The organism is Shinella zoogloeoides (assembly GCF_003574625.1).
In the GTDB taxonomy this organism is placed as follows: Bacteria; Pseudomonadota; Alphaproteobacteria; order Rhizobiales; family Rhizobiaceae; genus Shinella; species Shinella zoogloeoides_A.
Genome location: NZ_QNUJ01000004.1, coordinates 342,649 through 357,991 on the forward strand (window position 1 = coordinate 342,649; position 15,343 = coordinate 357,991).

Sequence of the window (15,343 nt, forward strand, 5' to 3'; positions counted from 1 at the left end):
GGGTGGATAGGGATTCTTGCCCCACTCGTCATCCTCGGCCTCGTGCCGAGGATCTGCCAACGTATCGAAAAATGTGGCGTTGGAGATGCCCCGGACAGGGCCGAGCATGACGGAAGGAGAGGTTTCGGACCTTCCTTCCGTCTTCGTCATCAATCGACCAGCGCTACGGCGATTTCCGCCGCCAGCCGCGCATTGTTTTCCACCAGCGCGATGTTCGTCTTCAGGCTGCGGCCGTCCGTCAGGTGGAAGAGGTTGTCGAGCAGGTACGGCGTCACGGCCTTGCCGGCGATCTCGTCGCGTTCGGCATTGTCGATTGCGCGGGCGATGTAGATTTCCATTTCGTCGCGCGGGATCTCGTCGGCGGCCGGTACGGGATTGGCGATCAGCATGCCGCCGTCGATGCCGAGCTGGTCGCGCACCTTCTGGAAGTTGGCGATGGCCGCGGGGCTGTTCAGCGTCAGCGGGCTGTTGAGGCCCGAATCGCGCGACCAGAAGGCCGGGAAGGTCGGGCTGTCATAGGTCACGACCGGCACGCCGCGCGTTTCCAGAACCTCCAGCGTCTTCGGAATGTCGAGAATCGCCTTGGCGCCGGCGCAGACGACGATGACGCCGGTGCGGCCCAACTCTTCCAGGTCGGCGGAGATGTCGAAGGTTTCTTCCGCGCCGCGGTGGACGCCGCCGATGCCGCCGGTGGCGAAGACCTTGATGCCGGCGCGCGCCGCGCCGATCATGGTGGCGGCGACGGTGGTGGCGCCGGTGCGGCGCTCGGCGATCGCGAAGGCGATGTCGGCGCGCGAGACCTTCAGGGCACCCTTGGTCTGCGAGAGCGCTTCGAGTTCGGCGTCTTCGAGGCCGATATGCAGCACGCCGTCGATGACGGCGATGGTGGCGGGCACGGCGCCCTGTTCACGGATGATGCGCTCGACGCTGCGGGCCATGTCGAGATTGCCCGGATAGGGCATGCCGTGCGTGATGATCGTCGATTCGAGGGCGACGATGGGCGCGCCGCGTTCCTTCGCGGCGGCCACTTCGGCCGAGTAGCGCATGGGCAGGAGAGGGGATACGGGTCTGGTCATGCTGTTTTCCTTGAGAGTCCTGGGAGGAATCTTGCTCTGGATTTCGAGCAAAAAAGTCTCATGACAGGATTTCAGCCTCCGGCACAAGAGAAAGTGCGCCCGAAAGGGTGGCCTGCGACATTTCTTCGGCCACCGCCAGAGGCGAGCGCACGGTGATCGCCGCTGCCGCGACGCCGTGGCGCAGCGCCTCGCCGACCGTCGCGCCGCCCGTCCATGCGCTGAGGAAGCCGGAGGCGAGCGAATCGCCGGCGCCGGTCACGTCGCCGAGAGCCGGGATATCCGGCGGAATGACGAGGGCCGCGCCTTTTTCGTCGAAGGCAATCACGCCCTTGCCGCCGCGCGTGACGACGCCTGCGGAAAGCCCGGCGGCGCGCAGCGCCTTCGGCCAGTCGGCGGGGTTTTCCGGTGTCTCGCCCGTCAGCGTGCGGGCTTCCGCCTCGTTCATGAAGAGGAAGGCGAGGGCGGAAAGGCTGTCCTGGAACCGCACCACCTTGGCCGGGGAAATGGCGATGCCGGCGACCGGAACGCCCGACGCCTTGGCTGCCTCGACCATGGCGGCGAGCGTCTCGCCCGGCAGGTTGGCATCGGTGAGGATGAGCGCGGCCGTGTCGATCGCCTCGCGCATCGCGCGCTGCTGAAGGCGGCGCGGCGAGAACAGCCGGTAGAGCTCCATGTCGGCCAGCGCGATGACGAGGTTGCCGTCGCGCTCGATGATGGCGGTGTAGCTCGGCGTCGCGCGATCGAGGAAGATGAAGGGCGTATCCTCCACGCCGGCCACGGCCGCGGCGGCGGCAACGATGTCGCCGTCGGAATCGCCGCCGCGCGGCGAAACGAGCCGCACCTTGTGGCCGAGCCGGGAAAGGTTGCGCGCCGCATTGAAGGCACCGCCGCCCGCTTCCACGAACCAGGCGCCCGGATTGCTTGCGCCCGGCACCGTTTCGCCGGCGATGCGTCCGCGCCTGTCCACATGGGCGCCGCCCATCACCAGTATCGTCCTGTCCGTCATGGTCTTCCTTCGCATCCCCGCCGATTCGCCCGCATGGAGCCTGATCGGCCGTGGTATCCTGTCTCGTCTTTCGTGCCGCTCGCCCGCTGAAACGAAAATAGAACACGCTCTCGATTTCCAAAGTCATTCAATGAGATGAATGGGTCTTGCGAAATGAGAACAAAAAGTGTACATAGCTTTCATCGGCGGCTTCGTTGCCTGTCTTGCTTCAATAACCTAAAGGTGGACCAAATGGCACAGAACACTTTGCGGCTCGTAGAGGATAAAACAGTGGATAAAAGCAAGGCACTCGAAGCGGCTCTCTCTCAGATCGAGCGCTCCTTCGGCAAGGGCTCCATCATGAAGCTCGGCGGAAAGGACAGCGTCATCGAGGTCGAGACGGTTTCGACGGGCTCTCTCAGCCTCGACGTCGCGCTCGGCATCGGCGGCCTGCCGAAGGGCCGCATCATCGAGATCTACGGTCCGGAAAGCTCGGGCAAGACGACCTTGGCGCTCCAGACCATTGCCGAATCCCAGAAGAAGGGCGGCATCTGCGCCTTCGTCGATGCCGAACACGCGCTCGACCCGGTCTATGCCCGCAAGCTCGGCGTCGACCTGGAAAACCTGCTGATCTCGCAGCCCGACACCGGTGAACAGGCGCTCGAGATCACCGACACGCTGGTACGCTCCGGCGCCATCGACGTGCTGGTCGTCGACTCGGTCGCCGCGCTCACGCCACGCGCCGAAATCGAGGGCGAGATGGGCGAAAGCCTGCCGGGCCTCCAGGCCCGCCTGATGAGCCAGGCGCTGCGCAAGCTGACGGCCTCCATCTCCAAGTCCAACACGATGGTCATCTTCATCAACCAGATCCGCATGAAGATCGGCGTCGTCTACGGCTCGCCGGAAGTGACGACGGGCGGCAATGCGCTGAAGTTCTATGCTTCCGTCCGCCTCGACATCCGCCGCATCGGCGCGGTCAAGGAGCGCGACGAGGTCATCGGCAACCAGACCCGCGTCAAGGTCGTCAAGAACAAGATGGCCCCGCCCTTCAAGCAGGTCGAATTCGACATCATGTATGGCGAGGGCGTCTCCAAGACGGGCGAGCTTATCGACCTCGGCGTTAAGGCCGGCATCGTCGAGAAGTCCGGCGCCTGGTTCTCCTACAACAGCCAGCGTCTCGGCCAGGGCCGCGAGAACGCCAAGACGTTCCTGCGCGACAATCCGGATCTCGCCCGCGAGATCGAGATGACGCTGCGCCAGAATGCCGGCCTGATCGCCGACCGCTTCCTGGAAAACGGCGGTCCGGACCCGAACGACGGCGACGACGGCGAGCCCTGATCGCTCCGGCGCCGCGCGCGCCTTCGCATGAAGCGGATCGGTCTGCGATTGCGCCTCATGCGGAACGATAATCCGGAAACCGGCCTCTTCTTCGTGAAAGGCCGGTTTTTTGGTGTCTGGACAGGGAAGGGTGCGGGCGATAAAAGCCATCAATTCTCGCGCGCGCCCGCGGTTTACGGCCTTTCCCGGGAAAGGCGGCCGGCGTGTGCAGTTTCGACGGAACTGGCGGATGGAGAGCCTCGCAAGGGGCTTCCGGCGGGCACTCCGGCCGGCGGGGCGGTTTCGCGTCTGCCGAATATGACATTGGGTGGATGATGCGCAGCCTGCGGGGCAGGCGGCGCCAAGATGAAGGACGCGACATGAGCGGCGTGAATGAGATCCGGTCGACTTTCCTCGACTATTTCCGCAGGGAAGGCCACGAGGTTGTCTCGTCGAGCCCGCTCGTGCCGCGCAACGACCCGACCCTGATGTTCACCAATGCCGGCATGGTGCAGTTCAAGAACGTCTTCACCGGCCTGGAGTCGCGTCCCTATTCCACGGCGGTCACCGCGCAGAAATGCGTGCGTGCCGGCGGCAAGCACAACGACCTCGACAATGTCGGCTATACCGCGCGCCACCACACCTTCTTCGAAATGCTCGGCAACTTCTCTTTCGGCGACTACTTCAAGGAGCGCGCCATCGAGCTTGCCTGGAACCTGATCACGAAGGAATTCGGCATCGACAAGAGCCGGCTGCTCGTCACCGTCTACCACACGGACGACCAGGCCTTCGACCTGTGGAAGAAGATCGCCGGCTTTTCCGACGACCGCATCATCCGCATCCCGACCAGCGACAATTTCTGGGCGATGGGCGATACCGGCCCGTGCGGCCCCTGTTCGGAGATCTTCTACGATCATGGCGATCATATCTGGGGCGGCCCGCCCGGCTCGCCCGAAGAGGACGGCGACCGCTTCATCGAGATCTGGAATCTCGTCTTCATGCAGTTCGAGCAGATCACGAAGGACGAGCGCCTCGACCTGCCGCGTCCGTCCATCGACACCGGCATGGGCCTGGAGCGCATCGCCGCGCTGCTGCAGGGCAAGCATGACAACTACGATATCGACCTCTTCCGTGCACTGATCGACGCCTCCGTCGAGGCGACCGGCGTTCCGGCGGAAGGCGAGGCCCGCGCCAGCCACCGCGTCATCGCCGACCACCTGCGCTCCTCCGCCTTCCTGATCGCCGACGGCGTCCTGCCGGCCAAGGACGGCCGCGGCTATGTGCTGCGCCGCATCATGCGCCGCGCCATGCGTCACGCGCAGCTTCTCGGCGCGAAAGAACCGCTGATGTGGAAGCTGCTGCCGACGCTGGTCAGCGAGATGGGCCGCGCCTATCCGGAGCTGCAGCGCGCCGAAGCGCTGATCTCCGAGACGCTGAAGCTGGAGGAAACCCGTTTCCGCACCACGCTGGAGCGCGGCCTGAACCTTCTCTCCGACGCCACCAACACGCTGCACAAGGGCGATACGCTCGACGGCGAGACCGCCTTCAAGCTCTACGACACCTATGGCTTCCCGCTCGACCTGACGCAGGACGCGCTGCGCGGCCGCGGCATCGGCGTCGATCTTTCCGGCTTCACGGATGCCATGGAGCGCCAGAAGGCGGAAGCCCGCGCCCATTGGGCCGGCTCCGGCGAGGCGGCGACGGAGACCGTCTGGTTCGAGCTGCGCGAAAAGCTCGGCGCGACCGAATTCCTCGGCTACGACACGGAAACCGCCGAAGGCGTCGTCCAGGCGATCGTCAGCGAAGGCAAGACGGTCGACAGCGCCAAGGCCGGCGACACGGTCCAGCTCGTGTTCAACCAGACCCCGTTCTACGGCGAATCCGGCGGCCAGATGGGCGATACCGGCACCATCGCCACCGACAATGCGCGCCTTGCGGTTACCGATACCCAGAAGAAGGGCGACGGCGTCTTCGTCCACACCGCGACCGTCACCGAAGGCACGATCAAGGTCGGCGACGCCGTGGCGCTCACGGTCGATCACGCCCGCCGCTCGCGGCTGCGCGCCAACCATTCGGCAACGCACCTCCTGCACGAGGCGCTGCGCGAAGTGCTCGGCACCCATGTCGCCCAGAAGGGCTCGCTGGTCGCGCCCGAGCGCCTGCGCTTCGACGTCTCGCATCCCAAGCCCATGACGGCCGAGGAACTGCGCGTCATCGAGGACATGGCGAACGAGATCATCGTCCAGAATTCGCCGGTCACCACCCGTCTGATGACGGTGGACGACGCGATCGCCGAGGGCGCCATGGCGCTGTTCGGCGAGAAATACGGCGATGAGGTCCGCGTCGTCTCCATGGGCACCGGCATTCGCGGCGCCAAGGCCAACCGGCCCTATTCGGTCGAGCTGTGCGGCGGCACGCATGTCTCCTCCACGGGCGAGATTGGCCTCGTGCGCATCCTTTCCGACAGCGCCGTCGGCTCGGGCGTGCGCCGTCTCGAAGCGCTGACCGGGGAATCTGCCCGCGCCTATCTCGCCGAGCAGGACGAGCGCGTGAAGGCGCTCGCCAATGCGCTCAAGGCCCAGCCGGGCGAAGTTCTCGCCCGCGTCGAGGCACTGGTCGACGAACGCCGCAAGCTGGAGCGCGAGCTGACGGAAGCCAAGAAGAAGCTGGCGCTCTCCGGCGGCTCTGCCGGCGGCGACGACGGCGTGCGCGAGGTTTCCGGCGTAAAATATCTCGGCAAGGTGGTCACCGGCGTCGAGCCGAAGGACCTCAAGAGTCTTGCAGACGAGGGCAAGAAGAGCCTCGGCTCGGGCGTCGTCACCTTCGTCGGTGTCTCGCCCGATGGCAAGGCGAGCGCCGTGGTTGCCGTGACGGAAGACCTCACCGCCCGCTTCAGCGCCGTCGATCTCGTTCGCCGCGCCTCCGAGGCGCTCGGCGGCAAGGGCGGCGGCGGTCGTCCGGACATGGCGCAGGCCGGCGGGCCGGATGGTGCCAGGGCCGGCGATGCGGTCGAGGCCGTTGCCGCGGCGCTGGCCGGCTAAGCGTTTCTTTTTACTCCACAATTCATCGAGCGGCGGGCCCAGGCCCGCCGTTTCGTTTGCGAAGTCTTCAAGGTTTGCACCTAGCATTCCGGCGTGTGGAGTGCCCATATTGATTGAAGACGTCATCAGCATCTCGACCTTGATGATCTGCACCTTCCTGTCGACCATGGTCGTCGGGATTTTCATGCTGCAGGTCTGGCTCACCGACCGGCGCCATGCGGCGGCCGGCTACTGGTGCCTGTCCATGTGGGTGGGCTCGGCCTGCACGCTGCTTTTCGCGTTGCGGCCCATCGGCCTGCCGGTCCTGACCGTCGGCCTCGGCAATGCGTTCGCCGCCTTCGGCTACGCCTTCATGTGGGCCGGCTTCCGGGTCTTCGACCGCCGCTCCGCCAGTCTTCTGGTCGTGCTGGTGGGGCCGCTGCTCTGGAGCGTCGCCTATCTCGGCTTCGATGCGGTGGCGAGCGATGTCAACAACCGTATCATCCTGTCCTCGATCATCATCGCCGCCTATTCGGGCGCCATCGGCATCGATATCTGGCGCGGCCGCAAGGTCGAGCGACTGCCGACCCGGTCCATCGCCGCGCTTTTCTTCGTGACGCATGGCATGATCTACTTCCTGCGCGTGCCGCTGGCGATCTTCTTCCCTGCGCCACTTGCAGACGGAACGGCGCATTCGGCCTGGTTCGCCGTCTTCTCGCTGGAGCTCTTCGCCCATACGATCCTTGCAGCCGTCGCCATGCTGGTGCTGATCAAGGAGCGCGGCGAGGCGATCTATCGTCAGGCCTCGCGCACGGATGCGCTGACCGGCATCGCCAATCGCGGCTCGTTCCTCGAGGATGTGCGGGTGCACCTTTCCGGCAAGGGCGAGGGCACGCTGATGATCTTCGACCTCGACCGATTCAAGGCGATCAACGATACCTATGGCCATGTCGCGGGCGATGCGGTGCTGAAGCGCTTTTCCGCTCGGGTTTCCTCCTGTCTGGACGAGGCCATGCTGTTCTGCCGGTTCGGTGGCGAGGAATTCGCGCTCTTTGCGCCCGGGCAGGGCGCCGAACGGGTGGAACCCTTCGCCGAAACGCTCCGCCGCGAGATCGCCGCCATGTCGGTGACCTGCGAGGGGCGCGAGATCGGCGTTTCGGTCAGCATCGGCCTTGCCGACGTGGCGGCCTTCGGCGCGGATTTCGACCGCCTGCATTCGGCGGCCGACAGCGCGCTCTATGCCGCCAAGGAAGCCGGCCGCAACCGCGTGATGCTCGCCCGGCCTGGTGGAAACCTCACCGCGCTTGCGGAACGCATGCGGATTTCTCCCGAGCAGGACGGCATTTCCGTAGCCGGCTAACTTTACGCCGGCCTGCTTGCGATTTCCGCCAGAGCCGCATTGGCTGTCGCCGTATAGGCGACGCGCGGGGCGTGCAGTTTATGGGCCTCCAGCAGCCGCCGCATATCCGGTTTCAATCCGGCGATGAAGACGCGGACGCCCGCGCGGTCGGCCTTGCGCACCAGCCCTTCGATGACGCTGGCGGCGGTGGAATCGAGCAGCGGAACGTCGGTGCAGTCGAGCACGAAATTGCGCCGCTGGTCGGCGATGCGGTCGAGCACGGAGCCGACGCTGGCGGCCGCGCCGAAGAAGAACACGCCGCTGATGCGATAGACGACCGTATCCGGATCGTCCGCCACGACCGGCCGCTCGGGCAGGCCGCTGTCCTCGCCGGCCTCCTCGATGGCGCGCACGAGGCGCGGCACGGTTTCCTCCCGGATATCCACCGCCTTGCCCATGCGGTCGATGAAGAGCACGGCGCCGAGCAGGAAGCCGACGACGATGCCTTCGGTGAGATCGCGGAAGACGACGAGGAGGAAGGTCACGACGAGCACCGCCGCGTCGCCGCGCGAGGAGCGGAAGAGGGCGCCGATGGCCGGGCGCTCGATCATGTTGAAGGAGACGACCGCGAGCACGCCGGCAAGGGCGGCGAGCGGAATGTAGCTGGCGAGCGGCGCGGCGACGAGCATGAAGATCAGCAGGAAGAGGGCGTGCAGCATGCCGGAGACCGGGCTGGTGGCGCCGGAGCGGACATTCGTCGCCGTGCGGGCGATGGTGCCGGTCACGCAGATGCCGCCGAAGAGCGCCGAGCCGACATTGGCGAAGCCCTGTGCGACGAGCTCCATGCTGGAGCGATGCCGCCGGCCCGTCATGCCGTCGGCGACGACGGCGGAAAGCAGCGATTCGATCGCGCCGAGCAGGGCGAAGGCGACCGCATCGGGCAGCACGGCGACGACGAGGTCGGGCGAGAAGGAGGGCAGCGCCGGAACGGGCAGGCTGCGCGGGATGCCGCCGAAGCGGGTGCCGATGGTGTCCGCCGGCAGGGCGAGGAGCGCGGTCGCGGCCGAGGCGACGGCGACCGCGATGAGAAGGTTCGGCCAGGAGGGGCGGAAGCGGCGCAGAAGCAGGATGACCGCGATGGTAAGCCCCGCAACGCTGAAGGCAGCGGGGTTGAAGGTGGGGCGGGCGGCCCAGAGCGCGGCGAGCTTCTCGATGATCGGCCCCGGCTCGCGGCCTTCGAGCTTCAGCCCCAGGAGTTCGCCGATCTGGCTGGAGAAGATGATGATGGCGATGCCGGCCGTGAAGCCGACCGTCACCGGATAGGGGATGAACTTGATGTATTTGCCGAGCCGGAGATAGCCGGCGATGGCCAGCATGATGCCGGCGAGGAAGGTGGCGAGCAGCAGGCCCTCGACCCCGTGCCGGGCGGCGGTTGCCGAGACCAGCACGATGAAGGCGCCCGCCGGCCCGCCCACCTGGAAGCGGCTGCCGCCGAGCGCGGAGACGAGGAAGCCGCCGACGATGGCGGTGTAGAGGCCGCGGTCGGGCGTGACGCCCGAGGCGATGGCGATCGCCATGGAAAGCGGCAGGGCGACGATCGCCACGGTCAGGCCGGCAAGCGCATCTGTGCGCAGACGCGCGGGACTGTAGCCCTCCGCGAAAACGCTGGCGAGCTTCGGCATCAATGTATCGGTCATGGGAGCCTCGAAAGGCCGGTGATGGGGGGAAAGGGCCGGCGAGGGCATCTCACGCCGAGTCGCCCGATTTTGCAATGACGGAAGGCAAGGCTATGCGAAAATTGCAAGGCAGGAGAGAAGCGCAGGATTTGTGAAATTACCTCGTGCTTGGTTCAATGCGTCCCGGCGAGAGGAAAAGGCATGAGCGAGAACGAGATCTGGGCGGCCTATGAAAAACGCCTGCTGCGGGTGTCCGCCTATATCCACGAACATCTGGACGAGGCCCTGGACCTCGACCGGCTCTCCGAGATCGCCTGCCTTTCCGCCCATCACTGGCACCGCGTCTACCGCGCCGTGCACAACGAGACGCTGGTAGCGACCGTGCGCCGGCTGCGTCTCCATCGTGCGGCGGGCGATCTGGTGCGCAGTGCACGCTCCGTCCGGGACATCGCCGCGCGATGGGGCTATCCCAACCTGCAATCCTTCACGCGCACCTTCGCGGCCGCCTATGGCATGCCGCCGGCGCGCTACCGCAGGGAAGGTTCCCATCGCGCCTATGCCCCCGAAAGCAACGAGGAGTCTTCGCGCATGTTCGATGTCACCATCCGTACCCTTGCAGAGGAGCCGCTGCTCGCCGTTCCCCATACCGGATCCTATATGGGCATCGGCAAGGCCTTCGAAGCGCTTTACGGCACGCTCTTTTCCCGGAACCTCTTCCGGCCGGACATGCGCATGATCGGCCTCTTCCTCGACGACCCCGATCTGGTGGCGGAGGAGAAGTTGCGCTCCTTCGCCTGCGTCACCGCTGACGAGAATATCCCCGCCGAGCCGCCCCTGACGCGGCGCGTCCTGGCGGGCGGCGACTATGCCGTGCTGCGCCATCAGGGGCCCTATGCGAATATGGGCGCGGCCTATCGGTGGCTCTACGGCACATGGCTGCCCGCCTCCGGCCGCTCGATCCGCGACGAGGTGATGTTCGAGATCTATCTCAACAATCCCCGCGAGGTGCAGCCGAACGAGTTGCTGACGGAAATCTGCCTGCCGCTACAGCCGGTTGCCGTCTAGTTTGAGACGTGCTCGGGTCGCTCTCAAAGCGGCCCGACCTCAATCGATAGTCAGCAGCAGCGCCCTGTGGTCGGAAACCTCCGGTGTCTCCACCACGGTGAAATCCGCGACAGGCACGGCCGCATTCACCAGCATGTAGTCCGCATGGCGGCCGGGCTTGGTGTAGTGCGACGTGCGCGTGTCGGTGAAGCCGCGAGTCGTGACGAGATCGGTCAGGCCGAGGCGCGAGAGGGTCTGGAAGGTGCGGCTTTCGGGAAGCACGTTGAAATCGCCGCAGAGGACGAGGCCTTCTTCCCGCCGATGAAGGCGCTGGATGAGGGCCGTAAGGGCGTCGGCCTGCGCAGCGCGGCTCGCCGTGTCGCCCTTGCCGTCGATCTCGCGAAGCCCGTGAAACTGCACGACGGAAAGCGGGCGGTCCGCCTTGTAGTCGTAGAGCCGGAAGGCATGGGCGTTGCGGGCGCGGGGATGGGCGCCGAAGCCGTGCGGAGAGAAGGCGCCGTGCACGAAATCGAGCGCCTGGCCGATGACGGCGATGTCCTGCCGGATGAAGGTGGCGAGGCCGAATTCCTGATGGCAGGGGCGGTCGCCGTCCATCAGCTCACCGCGAGCTGTCGGGGCGAAGAAGCCGTCGTGACCGGGCAGGACGGCGGCGATCTCGCGGTAGAGATTGGCGCGCTGCTGAAGCTCCACAGCGCCGTCGCGATAGGCCAGCCATTCGGAACGGGCGGCGACGGCGCGCGGCACCTCCTGCAGGCAATAGATATCGGCGTCGACGGCGGCGAGATAGTCGAGGAGCGGCGCATGCAGCATCCCGCCCCAGACATTCAGCGACAGGATCCTCATGCGCGCCGCTCCTTCCCGGCAAGTGGTCAGCCGGTCTGGGACAGGTCGCCCATGCGGTTCCAGGCGTCGAGGCCGGCGATCTTGTAGGCTTCGGCGAGCGTCGGGTAGTTGAAGGTGTTCTCGACGAAATATTCGACGGTGCCCTTCAGGTTCAGTACGGCCTGGCCGATATGGACGAGCTCGGTGGCGTTCTCGCCGACGATATGCACGCCGAGCAGGCGGCGGGTCTTCAGCGAGAAGATCATCTTCAGCAGGCCGGAATCGAGGCCCATGATGTGGCCGCGAGAGGTCTCGCGGAAGCGCGCCATGCCGCATTCATAGGGAATGCCGCGCTCCTTCACCTCTTCCTCGGTGAGGCCGCAGGTGGAGATTTCCGGCACGGCATAGATGCCGTAGGGGAAATATTTCGGCGGCTCCTTGGCGATCGCCCCGACGGCGACGCGGGCGGCGATGCGGCCCTGTTCCATCGAGGTCGAGGCAAGGCTCGGGAAGCCGACGACGTCGCCGGCGGCGTAGATATGCGGCACTTCGGTCTGGAAGGTTTCCGGATTCACGCTGAGGCGCCCGCGCGAATCGGCCGTGAGGCCGGCGGCGGCAAGGTTCAGGCTGTCCGTCGCCCCGACGCGGCCGGCGGCATAGAGCACCATGTCGCAGGTGACGTGACGGCCGTTGTCCAGCGTGATCTCGCATTTGCCGTTGGCGAGCTTTTCCACCTTGTCGGCCTTCTGGCCGAGGATGAGCTTCATGTTGCGGTCGCGGAGCTGGTAGATGAAGTCCTCGACGATTTCCCGGTCGATGAAGTCGAGGATCGTCGGCTTCGGGTCGATCACCGTCACCTGCGTGTCGAGCGCGGAGAAGATCGTCGCATATTCGATGCCGATGACGCCCGCGCCGATGACGGCCATCGAGCGCGGCAGCTCCTTGATGTCGAGCAACTCGTCGCTGTCGAGAACGCTTTCGCTGTCGAAGGGAATGCTGTCGGGGCGGAAGGGCTTGGTACCGACGGCGAGCATGATGCTCTTGCCGCTGACATGCATGGTTTCGCCGTCGTCCTTGACGATCTCCATGGTCTCGGGCGTCAGGAACTTCGCCTTGCCGCGGATATGCTGCACGCGGTTGCGGGCGAACTGGTGCTCCAGCACCTCCACCTCGTGATCGAGCGTGATGAGCAGGCGGCGGCGCAGGTCGTCGGCGCTGATTTCCTGCTTCACGCGGTAGGCGCGGCCGTAGAAGCCGCGCTCGCGCCAGCCGGAAAGGTTGAGCGCCGTTTCGCGCAGCGTCTTCGACGGGATCGTGCCGGTATGCACCGACACGCCGCCGACGCGCTTGCCCTGTTCGATGACGAGCACCTTGCGTCCGAGCTTTGCTGCCTGGATGGCGCCGCGGCGGCCTGCGGGGCCGCTGCCCACGACGACGAGATCGTATTCCTGCATGTGTGATTGTCCCAGTCTTCTGCGGCGAAGAATCGTATTGCGTTGCAGCAATTTTCTCCGCCGAGCAATTTCCGTCAACCGAATGTGGCATCAAACCGTTTCAAACGGATGAAGGCGCGCTCACCGGTTTCCCGTATCGCGCCCCGAAGCCGTCTCGGAACTACATGAGCCGCAGCCCCTTGAGGCTGGCGTGGCCGTCCTTGCCGATGATGATGTGGTCATGCACCGTGATGCCGAGCGGCCGGGCCGTCTCCACGATGGTCTTCGTCATGTCGATATCCGCCCGCGACGGGGTCGGGTCACCGGAAGGATGGTTGTGGACCAGGATAATGGCCGTCGCCGAAAGTTCCAGGGCGCGGCGCACCACTTCGCGCGGATAGACCGGCGTATGGTCGACCGTGCCGTGGCCCTGCACCTCGTCGGCGATCAGCGTGTTGCGCTTGTCGAGGAAGAGGATGCGGAACTGCTCGCGCGGCTCGTGCGCCATGGCGGCGTGGCAATACTGGATGACCGACGACCAGGAGGCGAGCACCGTCTTGTTGCGGATCTCGCTCTTCAGCGTGCGCTGGGCGACGGCGGAGACGAGCTTGAGGTCCAGCGCCACCGCCTCGCCGATGCCCTTGACCTCCTGCAGCAGCGCGGGCGTCGCGCCAAAGACGCCGGACAGCGTGCCGAAACGGTCGAGCAGGGCTTTTGCCACCGGCTTGGTGTCGCGGCGGGGGATCAGGCGGAAGAGCAGCAGCTCGAGGATCTCGTAATCGGCGAGCGCCGTGTCGCCATTGTCGCGGAAGCGGGTGCGCAGGCGCTCGCGGTGGCCGTGATAGTGCTTGTCCTCCACGGCGGCGGGGATCGGCTTGGCGGGCGCGGCGCGGGCAGGGCGCTCGTAGAAGTGCCCGCGCTCGTCGCCGGGTCCGAAAAGATCGTCGACGCTCGCCGGATCGTCCGCCGTGAAGATGGAGGGCGAAATGTCCGTGCGGCCGCGCGATCCTGTCATGGGCGGCCTATGCGGGAAGGCCGGGGCGGTCGAGGCCGCCGGGCGACAGCGTGAAGATCTCGCAGCCGTCGGCCGTCACGCCGACCGTGTGCTCGTACTGCGCCGAGAGGGAGCGGTCGCGCGTGACCGCCGTCCAGCCGTCGGACAGCACCTTCACATGCGGGCGGCCGAGATTGATCATCGGCTCGATGGTGAAGATCATGCCTTCCTTCATTTCCGGGCCTTCATTGGCGCGGCCGTAATGCAGGATGTTCGGAGCGTCGTGGAAGAGCCGGCCGACGCCGTGGCCGCAGAAGTCGCGCACCACGGAGCAGCGCTCGGCTTCCGCATAGGTCTGGATGGCCTCGCCGATGGCGCCGGTGCGCGCGCCGGGCCTTACGGCGGCGATGCCGCGCATCAGGCATTCATGGGTAACTTCGAGCAGCCGCTCGGCGGCGCGCTTGATCTCGCCGACCGGGTACATGCGGCTCGAATCGCCGTGCCAGCCGTCGAGGATGTAGGTCACGTCGATATTGACGATGTCGCCCTCGCGCAGCGGCTTGTCGTTCGGGATGCCGTGGCAGACGACGTGGTTGATCGAGGTGCAGGTGGACCGCGTGTAGCCGCGGTAGTTGAGCGTCGCGGGCAGGGCGCCGTGATCCATGCCGAATTCGAAGACGAAGCGATCGATGACGTCGGTGGCGACGCCCGGCTTGACCAGCGGATAGAGCTCGTCGAGGCAGCGGGCCGTGAGCTGGCAGGCCTTGCGCATGCCGGCAAAGGCGTCCGCATCGTAGAGGCGGATCACGCCCGTGTTCTTCAGCGGCGCGGAGGTCGCGTCGATATAGGTCACCATGGTCGAACTTTCACTCGTCTTTGTCGTACCGTCATAAAACAGCGACACCGGGTTCGTCCATGGCGATCGATGCCACAGGCCGGATTTGCCCGGGTGTAACGGCACATTTGACCGTATAGGCCTCGACGCCGCGCGAAAGCGCGCGGCGGAAGCCGCCGGCATAGGTGGGGTCGAGGTCGGCGCAGATGCGGAAGAGATCGCAGTCCTCGCGCTGGATGAGATAGAGCATGACGGCGCGGAAGCCGGCCTCGGCCATGTCGCCCAGCTCTTCGAGATGCTTTGCGCCGCGCGCCGTCACCGTATCGGGAAACTCGGCAAGGCCGGGCGTGCGGCGGAAATGCACGTTCTTCACCTCGACATAGGCCGGCGGGCGGGCATCGCCGGAGAGCAGGATGTCGATGCGGGAATTGCGACCGTATTTCCTTTCCCGCTCCAGCACCGGATAGCTGCCGAGATCGGCGACGAGGCCGGCAAGGATGGCTTCCTCCGCCAGCCGATTCGGCAGGCCGGTATTGATGCCGACGACGGTGTCGTCCGCCTCTACCAGTTCGAGGCGGTGGCGGTGCTTGCGCGTCGGGCTGTCGCTTTCCGACATCCAGATGCGCGAACCGGGCGCCGTCAGCCCGCGCATCGAGCCGGTATTGGGGCAGGAGCCGGTGATCGCCGTCCCGTCGTCGAGGATGGCGTCGAAGAGAAAGCGCTTGTAGCGCTGCACGAGCGTGCCGGAAACGAGCGGCGGATCGAATTTCATGGGATGTAC

12 protein-coding genes are annotated in these 15,343 nt (G+C 66.0%); 4 read left to right on the plus strand and 8 right to left on the minus strand.

Translation table 11 applies throughout. The annotated features are described in order from the left end of the window. Positions 1 to 149: 149 nt before the first annotated feature. The gene (locus tag DSD28_RS09975; protein ID WP_119256231.1) at positions 150 to 1,076 is read right to left on the minus strand and encodes a pseudouridine-5'-phosphate glycosidase; all 927 of its coding nucleotides are present in this window, start codon (positions 1,074 to 1,076) and stop codon (positions 150 to 152) included. Between the two features lie 58 nt (positions 1,077 to 1,134). Beyond that, on the minus strand, positions 1,135 to 2,082 hold the full coding sequence (locus DSD28_RS09980) for a carbohydrate kinase family protein (RefSeq protein WP_119256232.1): 948 nt from the start codon (positions 2,080 to 2,082) through the stop codon (positions 1,135 to 1,137). Between the two features lie 231 nt (positions 2,083 to 2,313). Here DSD28_RS09980 and recA point away from each other — a divergent pair, with 231 nt between their 5' ends. The 3 genes from recA (at position 2,314) to DSD28_RS09995 (ending at position 7,758) form a co-directional block, all read left to right on the plus strand. After that, the gene (gene recA, locus DSD28_RS09985) at positions 2,314 to 3,399 is read left to right on the plus strand and encodes a recombinase RecA (protein ID WP_119256233.1); all 1,086 of its coding nucleotides are present in this window, start codon (positions 2,314 to 2,316) and stop codon (positions 3,397 to 3,399) included. A 359-nt stretch (positions 3,400 to 3,758) separates the two neighbouring features. Further along, complete coding sequence (alaS, locus tag DSD28_RS09990) at positions 3,759 to 6,419, plus strand: alanine--tRNA ligase (RefSeq protein ID WP_119256234.1); 2,661 nt, start codon at positions 3,759 to 3,761, stop codon at positions 6,417 to 6,419. A 109-nt stretch (positions 6,420 to 6,528) separates the two neighbouring features. After that, on the plus strand, positions 6,529 to 7,758 hold the full coding sequence (locus DSD28_RS09995; RefSeq protein WP_162911335.1) for a GGDEF domain-containing protein: 1,230 nt from the start codon (positions 6,529 to 6,531) through the stop codon (positions 7,756 to 7,758). A 2-nt stretch (positions 7,759 to 7,760) separates the two neighbouring features. On the opposite strand, the gene DSD28_RS10000 is transcribed toward DSD28_RS09995, so the two are convergent. Next, positions 7,761 to 9,434 carry a SulP family inorganic anion transporter gene (locus DSD28_RS10000; protein ID WP_119256236.1) on the minus strand — a complete coding sequence of 558 codons (1,674 nt, stop codon included), beginning with the start codon at positions 9,432 to 9,434 and terminating at the stop codon, positions 7,761 to 7,763. A 180-nt stretch (positions 9,435 to 9,614) separates the two neighbouring features. On the opposite strand from DSD28_RS10000, the gene DSD28_RS10005 reads away from it, so the two are divergent. Then, positions 9,615 to 10,478, plus strand: a complete 864-nt coding sequence (locus DSD28_RS10005; protein WP_119256237.1) for an AraC family transcriptional regulator — start codon at positions 9,615 to 9,617, stop codon at positions 10,476 to 10,478. Positions 10,479 to 10,517: 39 nt separating this feature from the next. Here DSD28_RS10005 and DSD28_RS10010 read toward each other — a convergent pair whose 3' ends face one another. The 5 genes from DSD28_RS10010 to sfsA all read right to left on the minus strand — a co-directional run bounded on the left by DSD28_RS10010 (position 10,518) and on the right by sfsA (position 15,334). Beyond that, the gene (locus DSD28_RS10010) at positions 10,518 to 11,321 is read right to left on the minus strand and encodes an endonuclease/exonuclease/phosphatase family protein (protein ID WP_119256238.1); all 804 of its coding nucleotides are present in this window, start codon (positions 11,319 to 11,321) and stop codon (positions 10,518 to 10,520) included. Positions 11,322 to 11,347: 26 nt separating this feature from the next. Beyond that, positions 11,348 to 12,754 carry a Si-specific NAD(P)(+) transhydrogenase gene (gene sthA / locus DSD28_RS10015; protein WP_119256239.1) on the minus strand — a complete coding sequence of 469 codons (1,407 nt, stop codon included), beginning with the start codon at positions 12,752 to 12,754 and terminating at the stop codon, positions 11,348 to 11,350. A 160-nt stretch (positions 12,755 to 12,914) separates the two neighbouring features. Then, positions 12,915 to 13,709, minus strand: coding sequence for a RadC family protein (gene radC / locus DSD28_RS10020; RefSeq protein ID WP_432430853.1), 795 nt, complete (start codon positions 13,707 to 13,709; stop codon positions 12,915 to 12,917). Between the two features lie 46 nt (positions 13,710 to 13,755). After that, the gene (map, locus tag DSD28_RS10025; RefSeq protein ID WP_119256241.1) at positions 13,756 to 14,583 is read right to left on the minus strand and encodes a type I methionyl aminopeptidase; all 828 of its coding nucleotides are present in this window, start codon (positions 14,581 to 14,583) and stop codon (positions 13,756 to 13,758) included. A 31-nt stretch (positions 14,584 to 14,614) separates the two neighbouring features. Further along, entirely contained in the window at positions 14,615 to 15,334 is a 720-nt protein-coding gene (gene sfsA, locus DSD28_RS10030) for a DNA/RNA nuclease SfsA (RefSeq protein WP_119256242.1), read from the minus strand. Between the last annotated feature and the right edge of the window lie 9 nt (positions 15,335 to 15,343).